Below are 18294 nucleotides of genomic sequence, written 5' to 3' on the forward strand. Positions count from 1 at the left end.
AGCATAACTCCACGGTTGTAAAAACAACAATTTCATATCACCTTAGGAGTTATCGCCATGACAATTCGCCGCCTCGTGATCGCTGCGTTGCTCGCCAGTGCAGGTGCTGCCCATGCGGACACCATCCCTTCCCAGCCGACAACCCAGGCAAATTTCGTCTCCGGATGGACCGCCGGTAACGGTACCGACGTGCTCGGTTCGGGCGTCCTGCAAGGCAATCTCAACCTGGTGGGCGGTGTGGGCCGTAGCGCCGGCGCCGACGCCAACCTGATGGACGTGTTGATGGGTAAGGTGTCTGGCAACGTCGGCAACGTCAATGGCCAGACCACCTTGTTCTTCCAGCACGGTATCGAGGCGAACTACCTGCTGGCTTCCGGTCACGGCATCCTTGCCGCGACCTTGGGCCCGGGCAAGTCGGTCGTCGGTTCGGTCGATGGCGCGGTGATTTCGGACGGGATGGCCAAGGCCCCGGTGATGTCGGGCGGCGGCAACCAGACCGGCTCCACCGGCGGTTCGGGCGGCATGTCGGGCAACACCGGCGCCGCTTCGGGCGGCAACGGTTCGAGCGGCAACGGATCGAGCGGCGGCGCATCCAACGGCAATGGCCAGACGCCGCCAGTGTTCCTCCCGATCGAATCGACCACGCCTGGCGACAACGGCGTGCCGATCGGTCAAGTGGTCGCGCCGGCAGCCGAAGTGCCGGAACCGTCGAGCATTGCACTGATGCTGCTGGGCATGGTGGGCGCCGGCGCCATCGGCCGCCGCCGCCAGCGCTGATCACCACGGCAGGGCGCGCCATGCGCCCTGCATGCGCGCTTGCAAATCCCGAGCAGGCGGCAAAACTGTCGGGTACAATCCTTGTGAACGACCGTGCTTTTTAAGGCGGCAATCACAAGGAGACCACATGGACCTGCACTACTCGGACGAGGACCTGGCCTTTCGCGACCAGGTCCGCGCCTTCCTCGATTCCCATCTGCCCAAGGATTTGCAGGCCAAGGTGCTCAAGCACCTGCGGCTGAGCAAGGACGATTTCGTTCGCTGGCACAAGATCCTCGCCAAACAGGGCTGGGTGGCGCCCGGTTGGCCGGTCGAGTTCGGCGGCACGGGCTGGAGCCCGGTGCAACGCCACATCTTCGAGGAGGAATGCGCCCGCGCCGGCACGCCGCGTGTGATGCCTTTCGGTATCGACATGGTCGCCCCGGTCATCATGGCCTTCGGCAACCAGCAGCAGAAAGACCACTTCTTGCCGCGCATCCTGTCCTGCGAGGACTGGTGGTGCCAGGGCTATTCGGAACCCGGTGCGGGCTCCGACCTGGCTTCGCTCAAGACCAGCGCCGTACGCGGGGTCGACGCGGACGGCGAACACTACATCGTCAACGGCCAGAAGACCTGGACCACGCTGGCCCAGCACGCCGACATGATCTTCTGCCTGGTGCGCACCGATCCGTCCGTGCGCAAGCAGGAGGGCATTTCCTTCCTGCTGATCGACATGCACGCGCCGGGCGTGACGGTGCGGCCGATCATCATGCTCGACGAAGACCACGAGGTGAACGAAGTCTTCTTCGACAACGTGCGGGTACCCGCCGCCAACCTGGTGGGCCAGGAAAACCGCGGCTGGACCTATGCCAAGTACCTGCTGGGCCATGAGCGCACCGGCATCGCGGCCGTCGGGCGCAGCAAGCGCGAACTGGCCTTCCTGAAGCGCCTGGCGCGGCGCGAGCAGAACAACGGCCGCCCCTTGCTGGAAGACCCGCTGTTCGCCGCCAAGGTCGCCGACCTGGAGATCGAACTGATGGCCCTCGAGACGACGGTGCTGCGCGTACTGGCCCAGGCCAGGGAAGGTGCAAAAGCGGCGCCGGGCCCGGAAGCATCGGTACTCAAGGTGCGCGGCACCGATATCCAGCAGGCACTCACCGAACTGATGCTGGAAGCGGCCGGCCCGCTCGCCCTGGCCTTCGATGCGGCCTACCTGGAGGGCGAGCAGGAGCACGGCATCGGCGGCGACGACGATGCCGCGCCGCTCGCGTCCTACTACTTCAACTACCGCAAGACCTCCATCTACGGGGGCTCGAACGAGATCCAGCGCAACATCATTTCCCAGATGATCCTGGGGCTGTAAGGAGAATCCCGATGAATGTCGACTTCAACCCCGAACAGGTCCAGTTCGCCGATGCGCTCAAGCGCTGGATCGCGCGCGACTACAGCTTCGAACAGCGCCGCGCCATGCTCCGATCCGAAGCGGGCAGCGCCAGCCAGGCCTGGGCCACGCTGGCCGAACTGGGCATGACGGCGCTGCCGGTGCCGGAAGCGCAGGGCGGTTTCGACGGCGGCGCCGTCGACCTGTTCGTCGTCATGCGCGAGCTCGGCCGAGGATTGGTGCTGGAACCGTATTTCGCCACCGTGCTGGGCGCGCAGTTCCTCAAGTTGGGCGGCGGCCATGCGGCGCTGCTCGAGCGGGTGGCGGCCGGCGACCTGAAACTGGCCTGCGCGCTGGGCGAGCGCCAGGCGCGCCATGCCTTGCACGACATCGCGCTGCGCGCCGAGCAGGCGGGCGAGGGCTGGCGCCTGAGCGGCGAGAAAGTCGCGGTGGTGTACGGGCAGGATGCCGGCGTGCTGATCGTGTCGGCGCGCAGTGCCGGCGGCCAGCGCGACGAGGCCGGGATCAGCCTGTTCGCGCTGCCGCACGATGCGCCCGGCGTGCAGGTGACGGGCTACCGCAGCCTTGACGGGCAGCGCGCGGCCACCCTGCGCCTGGACGGCGTGGCGCTGCCGGCCTCGGCCCTGATCGGCGCGGCCGGCGCCGGCTGGGACATCCTGGACGCCGCGGCGGACTACGGCGCCGGCCTGCTGTGCGCCGAAGCCCTGGGCGCGATGGAAGCGCTGTTCGAGGCCACGCTCGACTACCTCAAGACGCGCCAGCAGTTCGGTGTCCCGATCGGCAAGTTCCAGGCCCTGCAGCACCGGATGGCGGATATGTTCATCCACCTGGAGCAGGCGCGCTCGATGGCGATGCTGGCCGCCGTGAAGCTCGACGGCGCCGATGCGGCGGAGCGCCGCCGGGTGGTCTCCGCGGCCAAGTACCGCGTCGGCCAGGCGGCGCGCTTCATCGGGCAGGGGGCGGTGCAACTGCACGGCGGCATGGGCGTCACCGACGAACTGGCGGCCGCGCACTACTTCAAGCGCCTGTCGATGATCGAGCTGACCCTGGGCGACCGCGACCACCACCTGGCGCGCTTCATGGCGCAGCCGGGCTTCCAGCAGGCCGCGTGAAGGAGCGAACATGACGCGTCATTGGTATTTCGAAGATTTTCACCCGGGCCAGGAGATCGACCTGGGCGAGCGCACGGTGAGCGAGGAGGAGATCATCGCCTTCGCGCGGCAGTTCGACCCGCAGCCCTTTCACGTCGACCGCGAGGCCGCCGGCCCCTCGATCTATGGCGGGGTGATCGCCAGCGGCTGGCACACCTGCAGCCTGATGATGCGCATGGTGGTCGATGGGATGATGTGCTCGGCGTCGAGCATGGGTTCGCCCGGCCTGGACGGCGTGCGCTGGCTGCTGCCGCTGCGCGCCGGCGACACCATCCGGGTGCGCTACCTCACCACCGCGGTCAAGGCCTCGAACTCCAAGCCCGACCGCGGCGTCGTGTGGTCGACCTGGATCGCCATCAACCAGCACGGCCAGGACATCTGCACCATCGAGGGCATGGGCATGTTCGGGAAGCGTCCCGCGGGAGGCCTCGATGCCTGAACAGATCGCATTCGCCGAGCTGCCGCGGCTGGTCGGGACCGAGGTGGCAATCTCGGACTGGTTCGCCGTCGGCCAGGAGCGCATCGATGCCTTTGCCGAGGCCACCGAAGACCGGCAGTGGATCCACGTCGACCCGCAGCGCTGCGCACGCGAATCGCCCTTCGGGGCGCCGGTGGCGCACGGCTTCCTGACCCTGTCGCTGCTGCCCGCGATGCTGGAGAGCGCGCTGCGCATCGACGGCATGCGCATGGGGCTGAACTATGGGCTGAACCGGGTGCGTTTCCCGGGGCCGCTGCCGGCCGGCAGGCGGGTGCGCGGACGCTGGACGCTGGCGGCCTGCGATCCGATCGCTGGCGGGGTGCAGCTCACATGGAATGTGAGCGTCGAGCCGGAAGGGGGAGACGGCAAGCCGGTGTGTGCGGCTGAATTCCTGGTGCGCGCCTACGCCTGAGTTTTTGTCGGGTGGTCGGCGCTGCCGACCACCCTACGTTTCAACGCGATGCGTACTTGGCCAGTTCCAGCTTGGCCAGTGCATTGCGGTGCACCTCGTCCGGACCGTCCGCCAGGCGCAGCGTACGGTTGGCGGCCCACTGGTAGGCCAGCGGGAATGCGTCCGACACCCCGGCCGCGCCGTGGGCCTGGATCGCCCAGTCCAGCACGTCCTGGGCCACGGTCGGGGCCAGCACCTTGATCATCGCGATCTCGGCCTGCGCCACCTTGTTCCCGACCGTGTCCATCATGTAGGCGGTTTTCAGGGTCAGCAGGCGCGCGGTGTCGATCCGGATGCGGCTTTCGGCGATGCGTTCGCGCCAGACGCCCTGCTCGGACAGCTTGCGGCCGAAGGCGACGCGGCTTTCCAGCCGCCGGCACATCAGTTCCAGCGCGCGCTCGGCCACGCCGATCGCGCGCATGCAATGGTGGATGCGGCCCGGTCCCAGGCGGCCCTGGGCGATCTCGAAGCCGCGTCCTTCACCCAGCAGCAGATTGGCCGCCGGCACCCGCACATTCTCGAACAGGATCTCGCAGTGGCCGTGCGGCGCGTCGTCGTAGCCGAACACCGGCAACGGGCGCACGATCGTGATGCCCGGGGTGTCTGCCGGCACCACGATCATCGATTGCTGCTGGTGGCGCGCGGCTTGCGGATCGGTCTTGCCCATCACGATGAAAACCTTGCAGCGCGGGTCGCCGGCGCCGGAAATCCACCACTTGCGGCCGTTGATGAGGTAGTCGTCGCCGTCGCGCTCGATGCGGGTGGCGATGTTGGTCGCGTCCGAGGAGGCGACCTCCGGTTCGGTCATGGCGAAGGCCGAGCGGATCTCGCCGCGCAGCAGCGGCTCGAGCCAGTCGCGCTTGATGTCTTCCGAAGCGTAGCGCTCCAGCGTCTCCATGTTGCCGGTGTCGGGCGCCGAGCAGTTGAACACCTCAGGCGCCCAGGGCACCCGGCCCATGATCTCGCACAGCGGCGCGTAATCCAGGTTCGACAGGCCTTCCGGCGCGCGGCGCGAGCGCGGCAGGAACAAATTCCACAGGCCGGCCTCGCGCGCCAGCGGCTTGAGGCCTTCGATCAGTTCGAGCGGCAGCCAGCGGGTTCCGCGCTCGCGCGCATTGGCCGCGATCTCTTGCTCGAACGCGTGTTCGTTGGGGTAGATGTGATCGGCCATGAAGGCGAGCAGGCGCGCCTGCAGTTCCTGGCAGCGCTCCGAATAGGCGAAATCCATGGGGTATCCTTGTTGTGCGGGTGGTGGGAGACAGGATCAAGCGCGGCTGCGGGTAGCGAACTGCCAGGCCATCTCGGCCATCGGCCGCGCCGCCTTGCCGTTCTCCAGGGCTTGCGCGCTCGCGGCGGTGCCGTCGACGTAGCGCTTCATGATTCCCTGCATGATGCCGGCCAGGCGGAACATGTTGTAGGCCAGGTAGAAGTCGAAGTCTTCCAGCGGGATATGCCTGCCGGTGCGTTCGCCATAGCGCGCCACGTATTCCTCCATCGACGGAATGCCGAGCGCGGCCAGGTCCAGGCCGGCGATGCCGCGGAAGCGCCCCGGCGGAATGTGCCAGCTCATGCAGTGGTAGGAAAAATCGGCGGCCGGATGGCCGAGGGTCGACAGCTCCCAGTCCAGCACCGCCAGGATGCGCGGCTCGGTGGGGTGGAAGATCATGTTGTCCAGGCGGTAGTCGCCATGCACGATGGCGGTGTCGTCGCCGGGCGGGATGTGCTGCGGCAGCCACTCGATCAGGCGCTCCATTTCCGGGATCGGTTCGGTGACGGAAGCCTGGTACTGCCTGGTCCAGCGCTCGATCTGGCGGGCAAAGTAATTGCCCGGCTTGCCGTAGTCGCCCAGCCCGATGCGCGCATGGTCGATCGTGTGCAGCCGCGCGATCACGCGGTTCTGCTCGTCGTAGATGGCGGCGCGCTCCTGCGGCGACATGCCGGGCAGCGACTGGTCCCACAGCACCCGGCCCTCGACGCATTCCATTACGTAGAAGGCGCGGCCGATGATGGCCTCGTCCAGGCACAGGGCGTACTGGCGCGGCACCGGGAAGCCGGCGCCGTGCAGCGCCGACATGACGCGGAACTCGCGGTCGATGGCATGGGCCGAGGGCAGCAGTTTCGCGGCCGGGCCGGGCTTGGTGCGCAGGACGTAACGGCTGCCCCCCACGCTCAGGCGGAAGGTCGGGTTGGACTGGCCGCCCTTGAACTGCTCGACGGCGAGCGGGCCGCTGGGGTAGCCCTCGACGTTTGCGGCGAGCCAGGCGCCCAGGGCTTCGGTGTCGAAGCGCTGGCGTTCCGACACCTCCTTGGTGCCCATCATTTCTTCGTACATCGCGTCTCCCTGATGATGTTGATCGTCTATTCTAGACCGCAAACGCACGAGCGTGCTATTTCTTTGCGGGTGAGGGCGTCCGGCGGACGCATCGGTCTCAGCGTCCCCGCCGGTATTGGTCGAACAGCTGTTCCATGGTGGTGGCGCGGGCCTCGGGCTGCAGCGGGCCGGGCGGTACATAGTTGACGAAGCGCACCACCCAGTCGTGCGGCGCCGTCCCCACGTCGAGCGCGTTGATGCAGCCCGCGGCCTGCGACAGGCCGCCCAGGAACGGGCGCCGCCCACGGCTTTGCCCGGCCAGCGCCAGCGACAGGATCGCGCAGTTGACGCCGCCGTGCAGCACCAGCAGCACGGTCTCCCAGTCGCTCGCGGCGCGCAGGCGTGCGATGGCCGGATGGACCCGGTCCATCATGTCGCCGACCGATTCGCCGCCCAGGAAGCGCTGGTCTTCGTCGACCATGCCTTCGAAGGCGCCGGTGAAGGCGCGCCGCAGGTCCTGCACCGGAATGGCGGACAGGCGCCCGCCGCGGATTTCATGCAGTTCCGGCCATGCCTCGCTGGCGATGTCCTGGCCGCTCGCGGCCAGCACCCGGCGCGCGGTCTCCACCGTGCGCGGCAGGGTCGAGGTGATGACGCGGTCGAAGCGCACCCCGGCCGCGCGAAAGGCGTGGCCGGCGCAATCGGCCTGGGCCTGGCCGGCCGGGTTCAGGGCCACCGACTCGGGCAGGAAAGGGCGGCCGGCGTCGTCGAAATAGGTGACGCTGCCGTGCCGCATCAGGTAGATGCGGCGGCGCAGCGCCCCCGGGTGGCTTGCATCCATCGGGACTCCTCCTCGGTTTTGTTGGCCATCTTACACGCGATGCCATGCCGGCGAGGCGAAACGGCGACACTTTGCCCTCTGGCAGTTAATTCCAGCAGTCAATTTCCGGCTGATCTGGCATAAAATGTTCGTTGCAAGATAAAAAAAAGGGATGTTCATGGCAAGGCCGGAAAAAATTCGTCTGGGCGAGGTGCTGATCCAGCAGAAGCTGCTGTCGGAAGAGCAGCTGAACCAGGCGCTGGCGGACCAGAAGCGCACCGGGCGCAAGCTGGGGCGGGTGTTCGTCGAAAGCGGCTTCGTCACCGAAGAGCAGATTTCCGGCGCGCTGGCGCGCCAGATGAACATTCCGTACATCAACCTCAAGTTCTACAACATCAACGCCGAGCTGGTGCGCCTGCTGCCGGAAACCGCCGCGCGGCGCTTCCGCGCGCTGGTGCTGGAAGATCGCCGCGAGACCCTGCTGGTGGGGGTCTCCGACCCGACCGACCTGTTCGGCTACGACGAGATCGCGCGCCTGCTCAAGAAGACCGTCGAGCTGGCGGTGGTCAACGAGACCGAGGTTCTGGGCGCGATCGACCGCATCTACCGCCGCACCGACCAGATCACCGATTTCGCGCGCGAGGTCGAGCAGGACCTGGGCGACACCTCGATCGACTTCGGGGCGCTGGCCGCCAACCCCGGCCTGGAAGAGGCGCCGATCGTCAAGCTGCTGCAGTCGGTGTTCGACGACGCGGCCCAGGTGCGCGCCTCGGACATCCACATCGAGCCGCAGGACGGGCGCCTGCAGATCCGCTTCCGGATCGACGGCGTGCTGCACCTGCAGACCGAGGCCGACATCAAGGTGGCCACCCCGCTGGCGCTGCGCCTCAAGCTCATGGCCGATCTCGACATCTCCGAGAAGCGCCTGCCGCAGGACGGCCGCTTCGCGGTCAAGGTGCGCAACCAGCGCATCGACGTGCGTATCTCGACCATGCCGACCCAGTACGGCGAGTCGGTGGTCATGCGTCTGCTGAACCAGGGCGGCACCACGCTGCGCCTGGACGCGATCGGCATGCCGCCCCGCATCGTCGAGCGCTTCCGCGCCCTGGTGCAGCGGCCGAACGGCCTGGTGCTGGTGACCGGCCCCACCGGCAGCGGCAAGACCACCACCCTGTACAGCGCGCTGGCCGAGCTGAACTCGGTCGAGAAGAAGCTGATCACGGTCGAGGACCCGGTCGAATACCGCCTGAAAGGCATCAACCAGGTGCAGGTGAACGACAAGATCGAGCTCTCGTTCGCGCGCGTGCTGCGCTCCGCGCTGCGCCAGGACCCGGACATCGTGCTGGTCGGCGAGATGCGCGACCAGGAAACCGCCCAGATCGGCCTGCGCGCCGCGATGACCGGCCACCTGGTGCTGTCGACCCTGCACACCAACGACGCCGCCTCGACCCCGCTGCGCCTGATGGACATGGGGGTGCCGCGCTACATGGTGGGCGGTTCGCTGCAGGCGGTGCTGGCCCAGCGCCTGGTGCGCGTGATCTGCGAAAGCTGCGCCACGCCCTGCCGGCCGACGCCGGCCGAGGTGAACTGGCTGCGCGCCGAGCTGGGCGAGCATGCGGCCAGCACCCCGTTCTTCCACGGAAAGGGCTGCTCGCACTGTAACGGCACCGGTTTCCGCGGCCGTACCGGCGTCTACGAGCTGCTCGAGATGACGCGCGCCGTCACCGATGCCGCCAACCATCCGGACCCGGCCCACTTCCTGAAGGTGGCGCACGCCGAGATGGGCGGCGAGACCTTGCGCCGGCACGGCGTGAGCCTGGCGGTGCAGGGCCGTACCACCATCGCCGAGGCGATGCGGATCAGCAACCAGCAAGACGACTGATGCCCTATTTTTCCTACAAGGCGCGCAACGCCGCCGGCGAACTGCTGCAGGGCATCCTGGAAGGCGCCGACAGCGGCGCCATCGCCGACCAGCTGTTCGGCAGCGGCGCCACGCCGGTCGAGATCAACCCCAGCCGCAAGGGACCGGGCGCGAAAGAAGGCGCCGATGGACTGCTGGCGCGCCTGAACGAAAAGAAGATCACCTCGATCGACGTGCAGCTGTTCAGCCGCCAGATCTATACCCTGCTCAAGTCCGGGGTGCCGATCATGCGCGGCCTGGCCGGCCTGCAGGAATCGAGCATCAACAAATCCTTCGGCAAGGTGATCAAGGACCTGCGCGAGTCGCTCGACGCCGGCCGCGAGCTGTCGAGCGCGATGGGGCGCCATCCGAAGGTCTTCAACACCTTCTACCTGTCGATGGTGAGGGTGGGGGAGATGACCGGCCGCCTGGAAGAGGTCTTCCTGCGCTTGTTCGACCACCTCGAGTTCGACCGCGACATGCGCGAGCGGGTCAAGACCGCGCTGCGCTATCCGAGCTTCGTGGTGATCGCGATGGCGATCGCCATGGTCATCGTCAACGTGTTCGTGATTCCCCAGTTCGCCTCGGTGTTCAAGACCTTCAATGCCGAGCTGCCCTTGATGACCCGGCTCCTGCTGGCGAGCTCGAACTTCACGGTCGCCTACTGGCCCGCCATGCTGGCCATGGCGCTAGGGGCCGTGTTCGGCTTTCGCGCCTGGGTCGGCACGCCCGGGGGAAGGATGGCCTGGGACAGGCATAAACTGCGTCTGCCGATCGCGGGCAAGATCATCCACAAGGCGACCATGGCGCGCTTCGCGCGCAGTTTCGCGCTCTCGACCCGCAGCGGGGTGCCGATCGTGCAGGCGCTGACGGTGGTCTCGCAGACCGCCGACAACGCCTACCTGAGCGCGCGCATCGAAGGCATGCGCGACGGCGTGGAACGCGGCGAGAGCATCCTGCGCACCTCGACCGCCGCCAATGTGTTCACCCCGATCGTGCTGCAGATGATCGCGGTAGGCGAGGAATCCGGCTCGCTCGACGAGCTGATGGACGAGATCGCGCAGATGTACGAGCGCGAGGTCGACTACGAGCTCAAGACGCTGTCGAGCCAGATCGAACCGATCCTGATCACCTTCCTGGGCGTGATGGTGCTGGTGCTGGCGCTCGGCATCTTCCTGCCGATCTGGGACCTGGGCAAGGCTGCCCTGCACGGAGGCTGAGGATGCTGCCGGCCCGCGCCCGTGGGGCGACCCGCTTCGAATTTGCCGTGTGCGCCGTCGTGGTCGCATTGTTGGCGGGTATGCTGCTGGGCCGGCTGCTCGAGTGGCGCACGGCATCGGAGCGCACCCTTGCCTACCACGTGGTCGGGGCTTTGCGCACCGCGCTGGCGGCGCGCGCGACGCAACTCGGCATGACCGAGGGGCAAGAGGCGCTCGAGGCCCTGGCGCAACAGAATCCGATGACCTGGCTCGCCAGGCTGCCCGCCAACTATCTCGGCGAGTACAGCTCGCCGGACCTGGCGACGCTGCGCCGCGGCGGCTGGTTTTTCGACCGGACCGATCGCACCGTCAATTATTTGTTAAGTAGCGACACTTTTTCTTCTGGGACATCTAAATTGCTGAAGTTCAAGGTAGAATTGTCCCGTTCAAATAACCCGGCCGCCAGCGATGCGCGGAGCGGATACCACGGGGCCCTGGTCATCGACGAAGTCGGGGCCGGAACCCAACCTTGAGACTGCGGGCCGAACCCGCGCCATTTCTTCGGAGAGAACTACATGAAAAATTATTCCAGCAAAAGCGCGCAGGGCGGCTTCACCCTGATCGAACTGATCGTCGTGATCGTCATCCTGGGCATCCTGGCCGCTACCGCGCTGCCGAAGTTCGCCAGCCTCGGCGCCGATGCGCGCGCCGCGTCGCTCAAGGCCGCCCAGGGTTCGCTCAATTCCTCGGCGGCGGTCTTCCATGCCAAGTGGCTGCTGGATTCGAGCGTGAACAGCATCAAGGTCGAAGGCACCACCGTCGCCATCACCAACGGCTATCCGAGCGCATCGGCCGCCTTCGCCACTGCCGCCGGCCTGAAGGCGGAGGACTACACCATCAGCACCGCAGGTGGTGTGCTGACGATTTCCCCGCTCAAGATCCCGACCGCGGCAAGGCAGACCTGCAAGGTGACCTACACGCCCGCGACCGCCGCCGTGGCGCCGCTCGTCAAGCTCGACGTGACCAAGTGCGAGTAATCCTGGCCAGCTAGTTGCCAACGGCATGGCTGTCCCACCGCGTCATGCCCGGCGAAATCCCGATCGAGCCCGTTTGATCCTCCTTTCGAACCGATTCCGCTCGCGTCCGGCACGCCGGGCGCGCGGCTTCACGATGGTCGAACTGGTCATCGTGATGGTCCTCATCGGCATCCTCGGCGCCATCGCGGCGGGGCGCTTCTTCGACCGCGGCGGCTTCGACGCCGCCGCCTTCGCCGACCAGACCCGGGCGCTGCTGCGCTACGGCCAGAAGCTGGCCATCGCGCGCAATTCCCCGGTCTACGTCCTGCTCGGCGGCCAGCGCGTCGCGCTGTGCGCCACGCAGCCGCACGGCGGCTGTCCTCTCCTCGGCCGCGTCGTCGCCCCCGGCGGCAACGTGGGCGACCCGGCGTCCGCCACCCGGTGCGGCGACGAGCGCTGGTACTGCCTCGGCCTGCCCGATGGCGTGCAGATCTCGCTGTCGGTCCCGATGACCGAATTCGGTTTCGACGCCCTCGGGCGTCCAATCGCCACCAGCGGCAGCTTCGGCGGCCTCGCCATGACCGTCACCGGCCAGGGCGAGCGCCACAGCGTGTCGGTCGAGCCGGAAACCGGCTATGTACGCTAGGCCGCCGCGCGCCGGACGCCAGTCCGGCCTGACCCTGATCGAACTGATCATGTTCATCCTGATCGTCGGGGTGGCGCTGGCCGGCATCATCGGTGTCCTCAGCCTCACCACCAAGGCAAGTGCGGACCCGCTGCGCCGCAAGCAGGCCCTGATGATCGCCGAAGGCCTGCTCGAGGAAGTCCGCCTGGCGCGTTTCACGTTCTGCGACCCCAGCGCCGGCCGGGCCGGCGACGACACGGTGACGGGCAGCGCCGAATGCGACGTGCCCGAGAACTGGGGGCCGGAGGCGGGAGGCAGCCGCCCCTACGACAACATCAACGACTACGTGAGCGCAGCCGGCAAGGCCGCGAACAGCTTCAACGACGCCCAGGGCCGGCTGGCCGACGCCAACGGCACGCCGATGAACCTGGGCGGCTACAGCGCCACGGTCACGGTGACGCCGCAAGCGCTCGGCGGCATCGCCGTTCCCAACGCCGGCGCGGCCGACGCCGACGCGCTGCGCATCCGGGTCGAAGTGCGCTACGGCGGCGAGGCCGTGGTGCTCGACGGCTACCGCACGCGCTACGCGCCGAATTTCCCATGATGCCGCTGCGCGCGCCGACCCGGGCCCGCCGCGCAGGCGGCTTCACGCTGGTCGAGGCGATCCTGGTGATCGTCATCATCGGCATCATCGGCGCCATCGTCGCCGTGTTCATCCGCGCGCCGGTCCAGGGCTACGTCGACAGCGCGGAGCGCGCGGCGGCCTCGGACGAAGCCGACCTGGCGCTGCGCCGCATCGCGCGCGACCTGCGCCTGGCCCTGCCCAACAGCGTCCGCGTCAGCGGCGACGGCAGCGCCATCGAATTCCTGCTCACCTCGACCGGGGGGCGCTACCTCGCGGTCGAGGACGACGTGCCCGGCCTGCCGCCGCTCGACTTCGACGACCCCGGCCAGCGCCAGTTCGCGGTCATCGGCGGCACCATGCAGCCGATCCAGGTCGGGAACTACATCGTGGTGTACAACCTGGGGGAGGGCATCCCGCCCTCGGACGCCTATCGCTACCGGGGCGGGATCGACGCCGCCAATGGCTTCGACATCAACATCGCCCGCGTGAGCGGGGTCGACCTGGGCAACCCGGACATTCCCCTGGTGACGCTCGAGGACAACCCCTTCGCGCGCCAGTCGGTGCCCATGCCCTCGCCGGGCCGGCGCTTCCAGGTGGTGACCACGCCGGTGACCTACCGTTGCGCGCCCATGGCCGACGGCGGCCTGGCGCTGGTGCGCCACTGGGATTACCCGATCGCCGCGCTGCAATCCGCGCCGCCCCAGGGCGGCGCGCGCCAGGCGAGTATCGCCACCCGCGTGGATGCCTGCGGCGGCATCTTCCAGTACGGAAGCGACGCCAGCCGGCGCAGCGGCCTGATCGTCCTGAACCTGCCGCTGCGCGTGCGCAGCGGCGGCGTGAACAGCGTGTTGCGCCTGGTACACCAGGTGCATGTCGACAATACGCCATGAAGACCAACCCATTCCATCCGCGCCGTGTGCGCCGTTGTGCCGGTGTCGGACTCGTCACCGCCATCTTCCTGCTGGTCGTGCTGGCGGGCCTGGCCGTGGCCGCCGTCCGCATCTCCAGCGTACAGCAGGCCAGCTCCAGCCTGGACCTGGACGGCGCGCGCGCCTACCAGGCCGCGCGGGCCGGTATCGAATGGGGCTTGTACCAGCGCCTGCGCAACAATGCCTGCCCGAACCAGAGCTTCGCGCTGCCGGCCGACAGCGCGCTGGCGCGCTTCACGGTGAGCGTCACCTGCACCCAGGTCGACGGACCGCTTGATGCCGCCGGCAGCACTGCGAACACCACGCGCTGGCGCATCGTGGCGGTCGCCTGCAACGCGCCGGTCGGCGGCGTCTGCACCAGCGCCGCCCTGGGCGGCGGCCCCGATTTCGTGCGGCGCCGGCTGGAGGTGCTGCTATGAGGCTGCTTGCCCGCCCGGCGCTCGCGGCGACCCTGATCGCGACGCTTATCTCGACCCTGGGCGCGGCGCCCCGGGCCTCGGCCGACACCCCGGTCTACCTGTACAAGAGCTTTTCGGGCAATGTGAATTTCGCCGGGACCCAGGTCACCATCCGCGACCGCGCCTCGAACGCGAGTCCTTGCGCGGTGAGTGCGGACAACGTGACCCAGAGCGCCAGCCTGAGCCTGCCGACGGATGCGACGGTGGTGTCGGCGCACCTGTACTGGGCCGGGTCGGGGGCGACGGACAGTTCGGTCATCATGAACGGCAGGGCGGTGACGGGCGACGCCGGCCGCAGCTACACCTCGGCCACGATCGGCGGCGGCTTCGACTATTTCTCGGTCGCCGCCGACGTCACCGCGCAGGTCAGAGACAAGGGCGCGGGGACCTATCGATTCTCGGGCCTGCAGGTCGCGACAGGCAATCCCTGGTGCAGCCGCAGCGCCGTGCTGGGCGGCTTCGCGCTGGTGGTGGTGTACTCGCATCGCGACGAGATCTACCGCACCCTCAACCTCTACGAGGGTTTCCGCGCCTTGCTCAACAGCGAGCAGCGGCTCGTCATGAGCAACTTCGAGGTGCCGCCGAATGTCACGCCGTCGGCCGTGGGCAGGTTCGGCCACCTGGTCTGGGAAGGTGACTCGGACATCGCGCAAGGCGGCGAGTCGCTGAGCTTCCATAACGTGGCGCTGAACCAGTCCGTCTATGCACCCTCAGGCAATAATTTCAACTCCAGGAGCAGCGTCAATGCCGACCTGTATTCCAAGGGCATCGATTACGACACCTACAGCCTCACCGGCTGGCCGGCGGGACTGAGCTCGGTCGCGGCCGTGTTTCGTACCGGGGGCGACCTGGTGCTGCTCAACACGGCGGTGCTGGCCGTGCCCAGTTCGCCGGCGGCCGACCTGTCGGTCGCGCTGGTGCGCAATAACGAATTGCGCGCCAACTCGTCCGCCAGCTACACCGTGACGGTCACGAACAATGGGCCTGGCGTCGAACCGGGTCCGACCAGGCTCACCCTGAGCTTGCCGAGCGGGATGTCCTACGCCTCGTTCAGTGGCGCCAACTGGAATTGCAGCGGCTCGGGCGGCAGCGCGACCTGCACCTACACCGGCGCCATCAACAAGGGCGGCAAGGCGGTGCTGACCCTGAATGCGGTGGTGGCCTCCGGCGCAAGCGGCAGCAAGACGACCACGGTGACCGTGACGGGGAATAACGATCCCGCCACCGCCAACGACCAGGCCAGCGATACGGCGACCGTCGGCGGCGCGGGAGGGATCTCGTACGAATACACGGAGCGCGCATGCGGCGCCGGGGAATTGGTGGCGCCCGGCCCCGGCCCAGGCATCTGTCCGCTGTTCGCCGGCCCGGTGGTGGCCGGGAGCACGGCGACGATCTTCCTGACCACCGTCGATGGCGCCAACAAGGCCAAGGCCTTGAGCAGCTCGCAGTCGTCGACCGTGAAACTCGACCTGGCGCTCGGCTGCGTCAATCCGTCCAGCTACGCCGACGACAAGATCAAGGCGTATTACGGCGGCGTCGAGCTTGCGCTGTGCGGGAACGACGCCACGGTCGGCACCTCGACCTCGGCCTGGAAGCGCGTCAATGCCAACTTCGCCCCGAACGAGATCTCGATGAAGCTCAGTTTCCGCTACGGCGACGTGGGCGCGATCAAGCTGTACGCGCGGACCGACACCGGCATCGTCGACTTCGTGCAGTTCGTCTCGGTGCCCGAGTCGTTCCGCCTGACCATCCGGAACGCCCAGGGCCAGGCCAACCCGGGCGCGGTCGGCCTGGCGCAGCAGGGCTTCGTGCGCGCCGGCGAGAGGTTCACGATCGGGGTCGAGGCGCTGTCGGCCGTGTACACCAACGCGGCCGGGGTGCGGGATCGTCACGCCGTGCCGAACTTCGGCCGGGAAGAGGGTGGGCGCCGCGCGCTGCTGGTCAACAGCATCGCCCGCATCGATACGCCGGCCGGCACCGCCACGGCCGCCGAGAACCCGCCGCTGGAAGGCAGCTATCCGGACCGCGGCGCCTACACCGGCAACGCGTTCTACTGGAGCGACATCGGCAGCTTCGCCCTGACGGTCGGCCTCGAGGACGGCCTTTACCTGGGGGCGAGCGCCGGCGCAGTCGGCACCCAAACGGTGGGGCGCGTCTATCCGGCCTATTTCTCGACCTATACCGGCCCGGGGCCGGAAGACGGCGACCTGGCCGGCTTCCCCTGCCTGACGCGGATGAACTGTCCGATCGTCGGACTGGCCAAGGTGAAGGGAGCGGTGTACGCGAACCAGCCCTTCGACGTCACCGTTGCCGCGCACGATGAAAGCGGCCGCAGGCTCGCCAACTTCGACCACACCCGCTTCCCGTCGCTGGTGCCGGCACTGACGCTGGCGGCGGTGGACGCCCCCGGCACCGGCGCCCCGTTCGCCGGGCGGATCACGCCGGGACTGGCGGCCGCCGTGGGCAGCGCCGCCAATGCCAGCACCCGGTCCATGAAGTTCGGCCTGGGAACGCCGTACGACGCCGGCGCCGCCCGCAGCGCCTGGCTGGCGCCGACCGCCGTTTACCTGCGCGCCACCGCCCCGGACAATCGCCTGGGAAGCCCGCTCACGATCAGCACCGTGCAAAGCGACGCGACGCAGTCGGAGGAGGGCGGCGTCATGGTCGTCAACGGCCGCCTGTCGATCGCGAGCCTGATCGGGTCGGAACTGCTGCGCACGCCGGTACCGCTGCAGGCGCAGTACTGGAACGGACGCAACTGGGAAAACAATACCGCGTTCTCGCATGCCAGCCTGCTGGACGCCGGCCAGGCCCGGTTCACCGACTGCCGCAATACGCTCCTCCTGAAGGGCGCGGTGGCGCCCGACAACTGCAATACGGCAGTGGTCAAGGCGGCCGGCGCCGGCCCGCTGGCACTGAGCGACGGGGCTGCGCGCCTGGTGCTGGCGCCGGTGGGGGCGGGGCAATCCGGGCGGGTGCGGATCCGGCTGGTGGGAGTCGACTGGCTGCCGAGCACCTTCGGCCAGGTCACGATCGGCGCTTACCGCAGCCCCGTGATCTATGTCCGTGAGATGTACTGACAACAGAATCCGATTCGAAGCGCGATAAAAGCCGCATTTTCATCGTTTGCCCCGCCTTTTTTTGGTCCAGCTGGGCAACTCTTGAATATAATCAAGTCTTTGCATGATTTTCGTTGCCGCGACGACAGGACTGATGCTGCTTGATGCGTTTTTTTAGAAAAGCCAAGAAGAAGGATGGGTGGTTGGCCATTGCCGTGCAGCGCGATGGACTGGCTGCCGCGTGCGTCAAGCCCGGCCAGGACAAGCCGCTGGTCCGCTTTGCGCATTTCCTTCCGGGGCAGCCCGATGCCGGCGTGCTGGAAAAGGCCGGACGCGAGGGCCATGCCGAGCAGTATCGCTGCGCGACCCTGCTCGGTGGCGGCGAGTACCAGGTGATCAGTGTCGAGGCGCCCAATGTGCCGCAGGAAGAACTGCGTACGGCGATCAAGTGGCGCCTGAAAGACATTCTCGATTTCCCGGTGACCGATGCCACGGTCGACGTGCTCGACATCCCGCTGGACGCCGCCGCGCAAGGACGCGCCCAGCAGTCGGTATTCGCCGTCGCCGCGCGCAATAGCGTGATCCGCCCGCGCCAGAAGCTGTTCCTCGACGCCAAGGTCGAGCTGCAGGTGATCGATATCCCCGAAATGGCCCAACGCAACATCTCGGCCATGCTCGAACCGGAAGGGCGCGGCGTCGCCATGCTCTCGTTCGGCGACGACGGCGGCTTGCTGACGGTCTCGTACCGCGGCCAGCTCTACCTGTCGCGCCGGTTCGATCTCACCCTCGACCAGCTGCTCGATACCGACCACGAGCGCAAGCACGCGGGCTTCGACCGCATCACCCTGGAATTGCAGCGTTCGCTGGATCACTTCGAGCGCCAGTTTTCCTTTGTCAGCGTGTCGAAGCTGGTCCTGGCGCCATCGACCGTCGAGGGCCTGGAGGAATATCTCTCGAGTAACCTCTACATGCCGGTCGACAGCCTCGACCTGGGCACGGTGTTCGACCTGGCACGCACGCCCGAGCTGGCCGACAAGGCGCTGCAGCAGCGTTTCTTCCTGGCCCTCGGCGCGGCATTGCGGACGGAGCGGAGCGCATGAGCGACCTGTCGACG

At 67.8% G+C, this 18294-nt stretch carries 18 protein-coding genes; 15 read left to right on the forward strand and 3 right to left on the reverse strand.

Features of this window, described 5'->3' with window-relative positions:
* Nucleotides 1-57 precede the first annotated feature (57 nt).
* From IM543_11485 to IM543_11505, 5 genes are all read left to right on the forward strand, one after another.
* Nucleotides 58-777 carry a PEP-CTERM sorting domain-containing protein gene (locus IM543_11485; protein ID QOY96382.1) on the forward strand — a complete coding sequence of 240 codons (720 nt, stop codon included), beginning with the start codon at nt 58-60 and terminating at the stop codon, nt 775-777.
* Between the two features lie 127 nt (nt 778-904).
* Entirely contained in the window at nt 905-2119 is a 1215-nt protein-coding gene (locus IM543_11490; protein QOY96383.1) for an acyl-CoA dehydrogenase family protein, read from the forward strand.
* An 11-nt stretch (nt 2120-2130) separates the two neighbouring features.
* Complete coding sequence (locus IM543_11495) at nt 2131-3270, forward strand: acyl-CoA dehydrogenase family protein (protein ID QOY96384.1); 1140 nt, start codon at nt 2131-2133, stop codon at nt 3268-3270.
* A gap of 10 nt (nt 3271-3280) precedes the next feature.
* Nucleotides 3281-3748 (forward strand): MaoC family dehydratase, encoded by a 468-nt coding sequence (locus tag IM543_11500; GenBank protein QOY96385.1) that lies wholly within the window; start codon nt 3281-3283, stop codon nt 3746-3748.
* Nucleotides 3741-4199 carry a MaoC family dehydratase gene (locus tag IM543_11505; protein ID QOY96386.1) on the forward strand — a complete coding sequence of 153 codons (459 nt, stop codon included), beginning with the start codon at nt 3741-3743 and terminating at the stop codon, nt 4197-4199. The genes IM543_11500 and IM543_11505 overlap by 8 nt, the downstream gene beginning before the upstream one ends.
* A gap of 40 nt (nt 4200-4239) precedes the next feature.
* Here IM543_11505 and IM543_11510 read toward each other — a convergent pair whose 3' ends face one another.
* The 3 genes from IM543_11510 to IM543_11520 all read right to left on the reverse strand — a co-directional run bounded on the left by IM543_11510 (nt 4240) and on the right by IM543_11520 (nt 7345).
* Complete coding sequence (locus IM543_11510) at nt 4240-5466, reverse strand: acyl-CoA dehydrogenase family protein (GenBank protein ID QOY96387.1); 1227 nt, start codon at nt 5464-5466, stop codon at nt 4240-4242.
* Between the two features lie 36 nt (nt 5467-5502).
* On the reverse strand, nt 5503-6570 hold the full coding sequence (locus tag IM543_11515) for a phosphotransferase (GenBank protein QOY96388.1): 1068 nt from the start codon (nt 6568-6570) through the stop codon (nt 5503-5505).
* A 97-nt stretch (nt 6571-6667) separates the two neighbouring features.
* The gene (locus IM543_11520) at nt 6668-7345 is read right to left on the reverse strand and encodes a histidine phosphatase family protein (GenBank protein QOY96636.1); all 678 of its coding nucleotides are present in this window, start codon (nt 7343-7345) and stop codon (nt 6668-6670) included.
* Nucleotides 7346-7547: 202 nt separating this feature from the next.
* On the opposite strand from IM543_11520, the gene tadA reads away from it, so the two are divergent.
* The 10 genes from tadA (at nt 7548) to IM543_11570 (ending at nt 18280) form a co-directional block, all read left to right on the forward strand.
* Nucleotides 7548-9251 carry a Flp pilus assembly complex ATPase component TadA gene (gene tadA / locus IM543_11525; protein QOY96389.1) on the forward strand — a complete coding sequence of 568 codons (1704 nt, stop codon included), beginning with the start codon at nt 7548-7550 and terminating at the stop codon, nt 9249-9251.
* Nucleotides 9251-10489 (forward strand): type II secretion system F family protein, encoded by a 1239-nt coding sequence (locus IM543_11530; GenBank protein ID QOY96390.1) that lies wholly within the window; start codon nt 9251-9253, stop codon nt 10487-10489. The genes tadA and IM543_11530 overlap by 1 nt, the downstream gene beginning before the upstream one ends.
* A gap of 2 nt (nt 10490-10491) precedes the next feature.
* Nucleotides 10492-11001: a hypothetical protein gene (locus IM543_11535; GenBank protein QOY96391.1), complete on the forward strand. Its 510-nt coding sequence runs from the start codon at nt 10492-10494 to the stop codon at nt 10999-11001.
* A 42-nt stretch (nt 11002-11043) separates the two neighbouring features.
* Nucleotides 11044-11505, forward strand: coding sequence for a type II secretion system protein (locus IM543_11540; protein QOY96392.1), 462 nt, complete (start codon nt 11044-11046; stop codon nt 11503-11505).
* 25 nt (nt 11506-11530) lie between these two features.
* Entirely contained in the window at nt 11531-12130 is a 600-nt protein-coding gene (locus tag IM543_11545) for a type II secretion system protein (GenBank protein ID QOY96393.1), read from the forward strand.
* Complete coding sequence (locus IM543_11550; GenBank protein ID QOY96394.1) at nt 12120-12713, forward strand: type II secretion system protein; 594 nt, start codon at nt 12120-12122, stop codon at nt 12711-12713. Before IM543_11545 ends, IM543_11550 begins: the two co-directional genes overlap by 11 nt.
* Nucleotides 12710-13624, forward strand: coding sequence for a prepilin-type N-terminal cleavage/methylation domain-containing protein (locus IM543_11555; protein ID QOY96395.1), 915 nt, complete (start codon nt 12710-12712; stop codon nt 13622-13624). Before IM543_11550 ends, IM543_11555 begins: the two co-directional genes overlap by 4 nt.
* Complete coding sequence (locus tag IM543_11560) at nt 13621-14082, forward strand: pilus assembly PilX N-terminal domain-containing protein (protein QOY96396.1); 462 nt, start codon at nt 13621-13623, stop codon at nt 14080-14082. The genes IM543_11555 and IM543_11560 overlap by 4 nt, the downstream gene beginning before the upstream one ends.
* A complete protein-coding gene (locus tag IM543_11565) occupies nt 14079-17201 on the forward strand; it encodes a hypothetical protein (protein ID QOY96397.1) in 3123 nt (1040 codons plus the stop codon). Before IM543_11560 ends, IM543_11565 begins: the two co-directional genes overlap by 4 nt.
* Before the next feature lie 143 nt (nt 17202-17344).
* Nucleotides 17345-18280 carry an agglutinin biogenesis protein MshI gene (locus tag IM543_11570; protein ID QOY96398.1) on the forward strand — a complete coding sequence of 312 codons (936 nt, stop codon included), beginning with the start codon at nt 17345-17347 and terminating at the stop codon, nt 18278-18280.
* Nucleotides 18281-18294: the final 14 nt, after the last annotated feature.

It is taken from the genome of Massilia sp. UMI-21, assembly GCA_015277795.1.
Classification (GTDB): domain Bacteria; phylum Pseudomonadota; class Gammaproteobacteria; order Burkholderiales; family Burkholderiaceae_D; genus Telluria.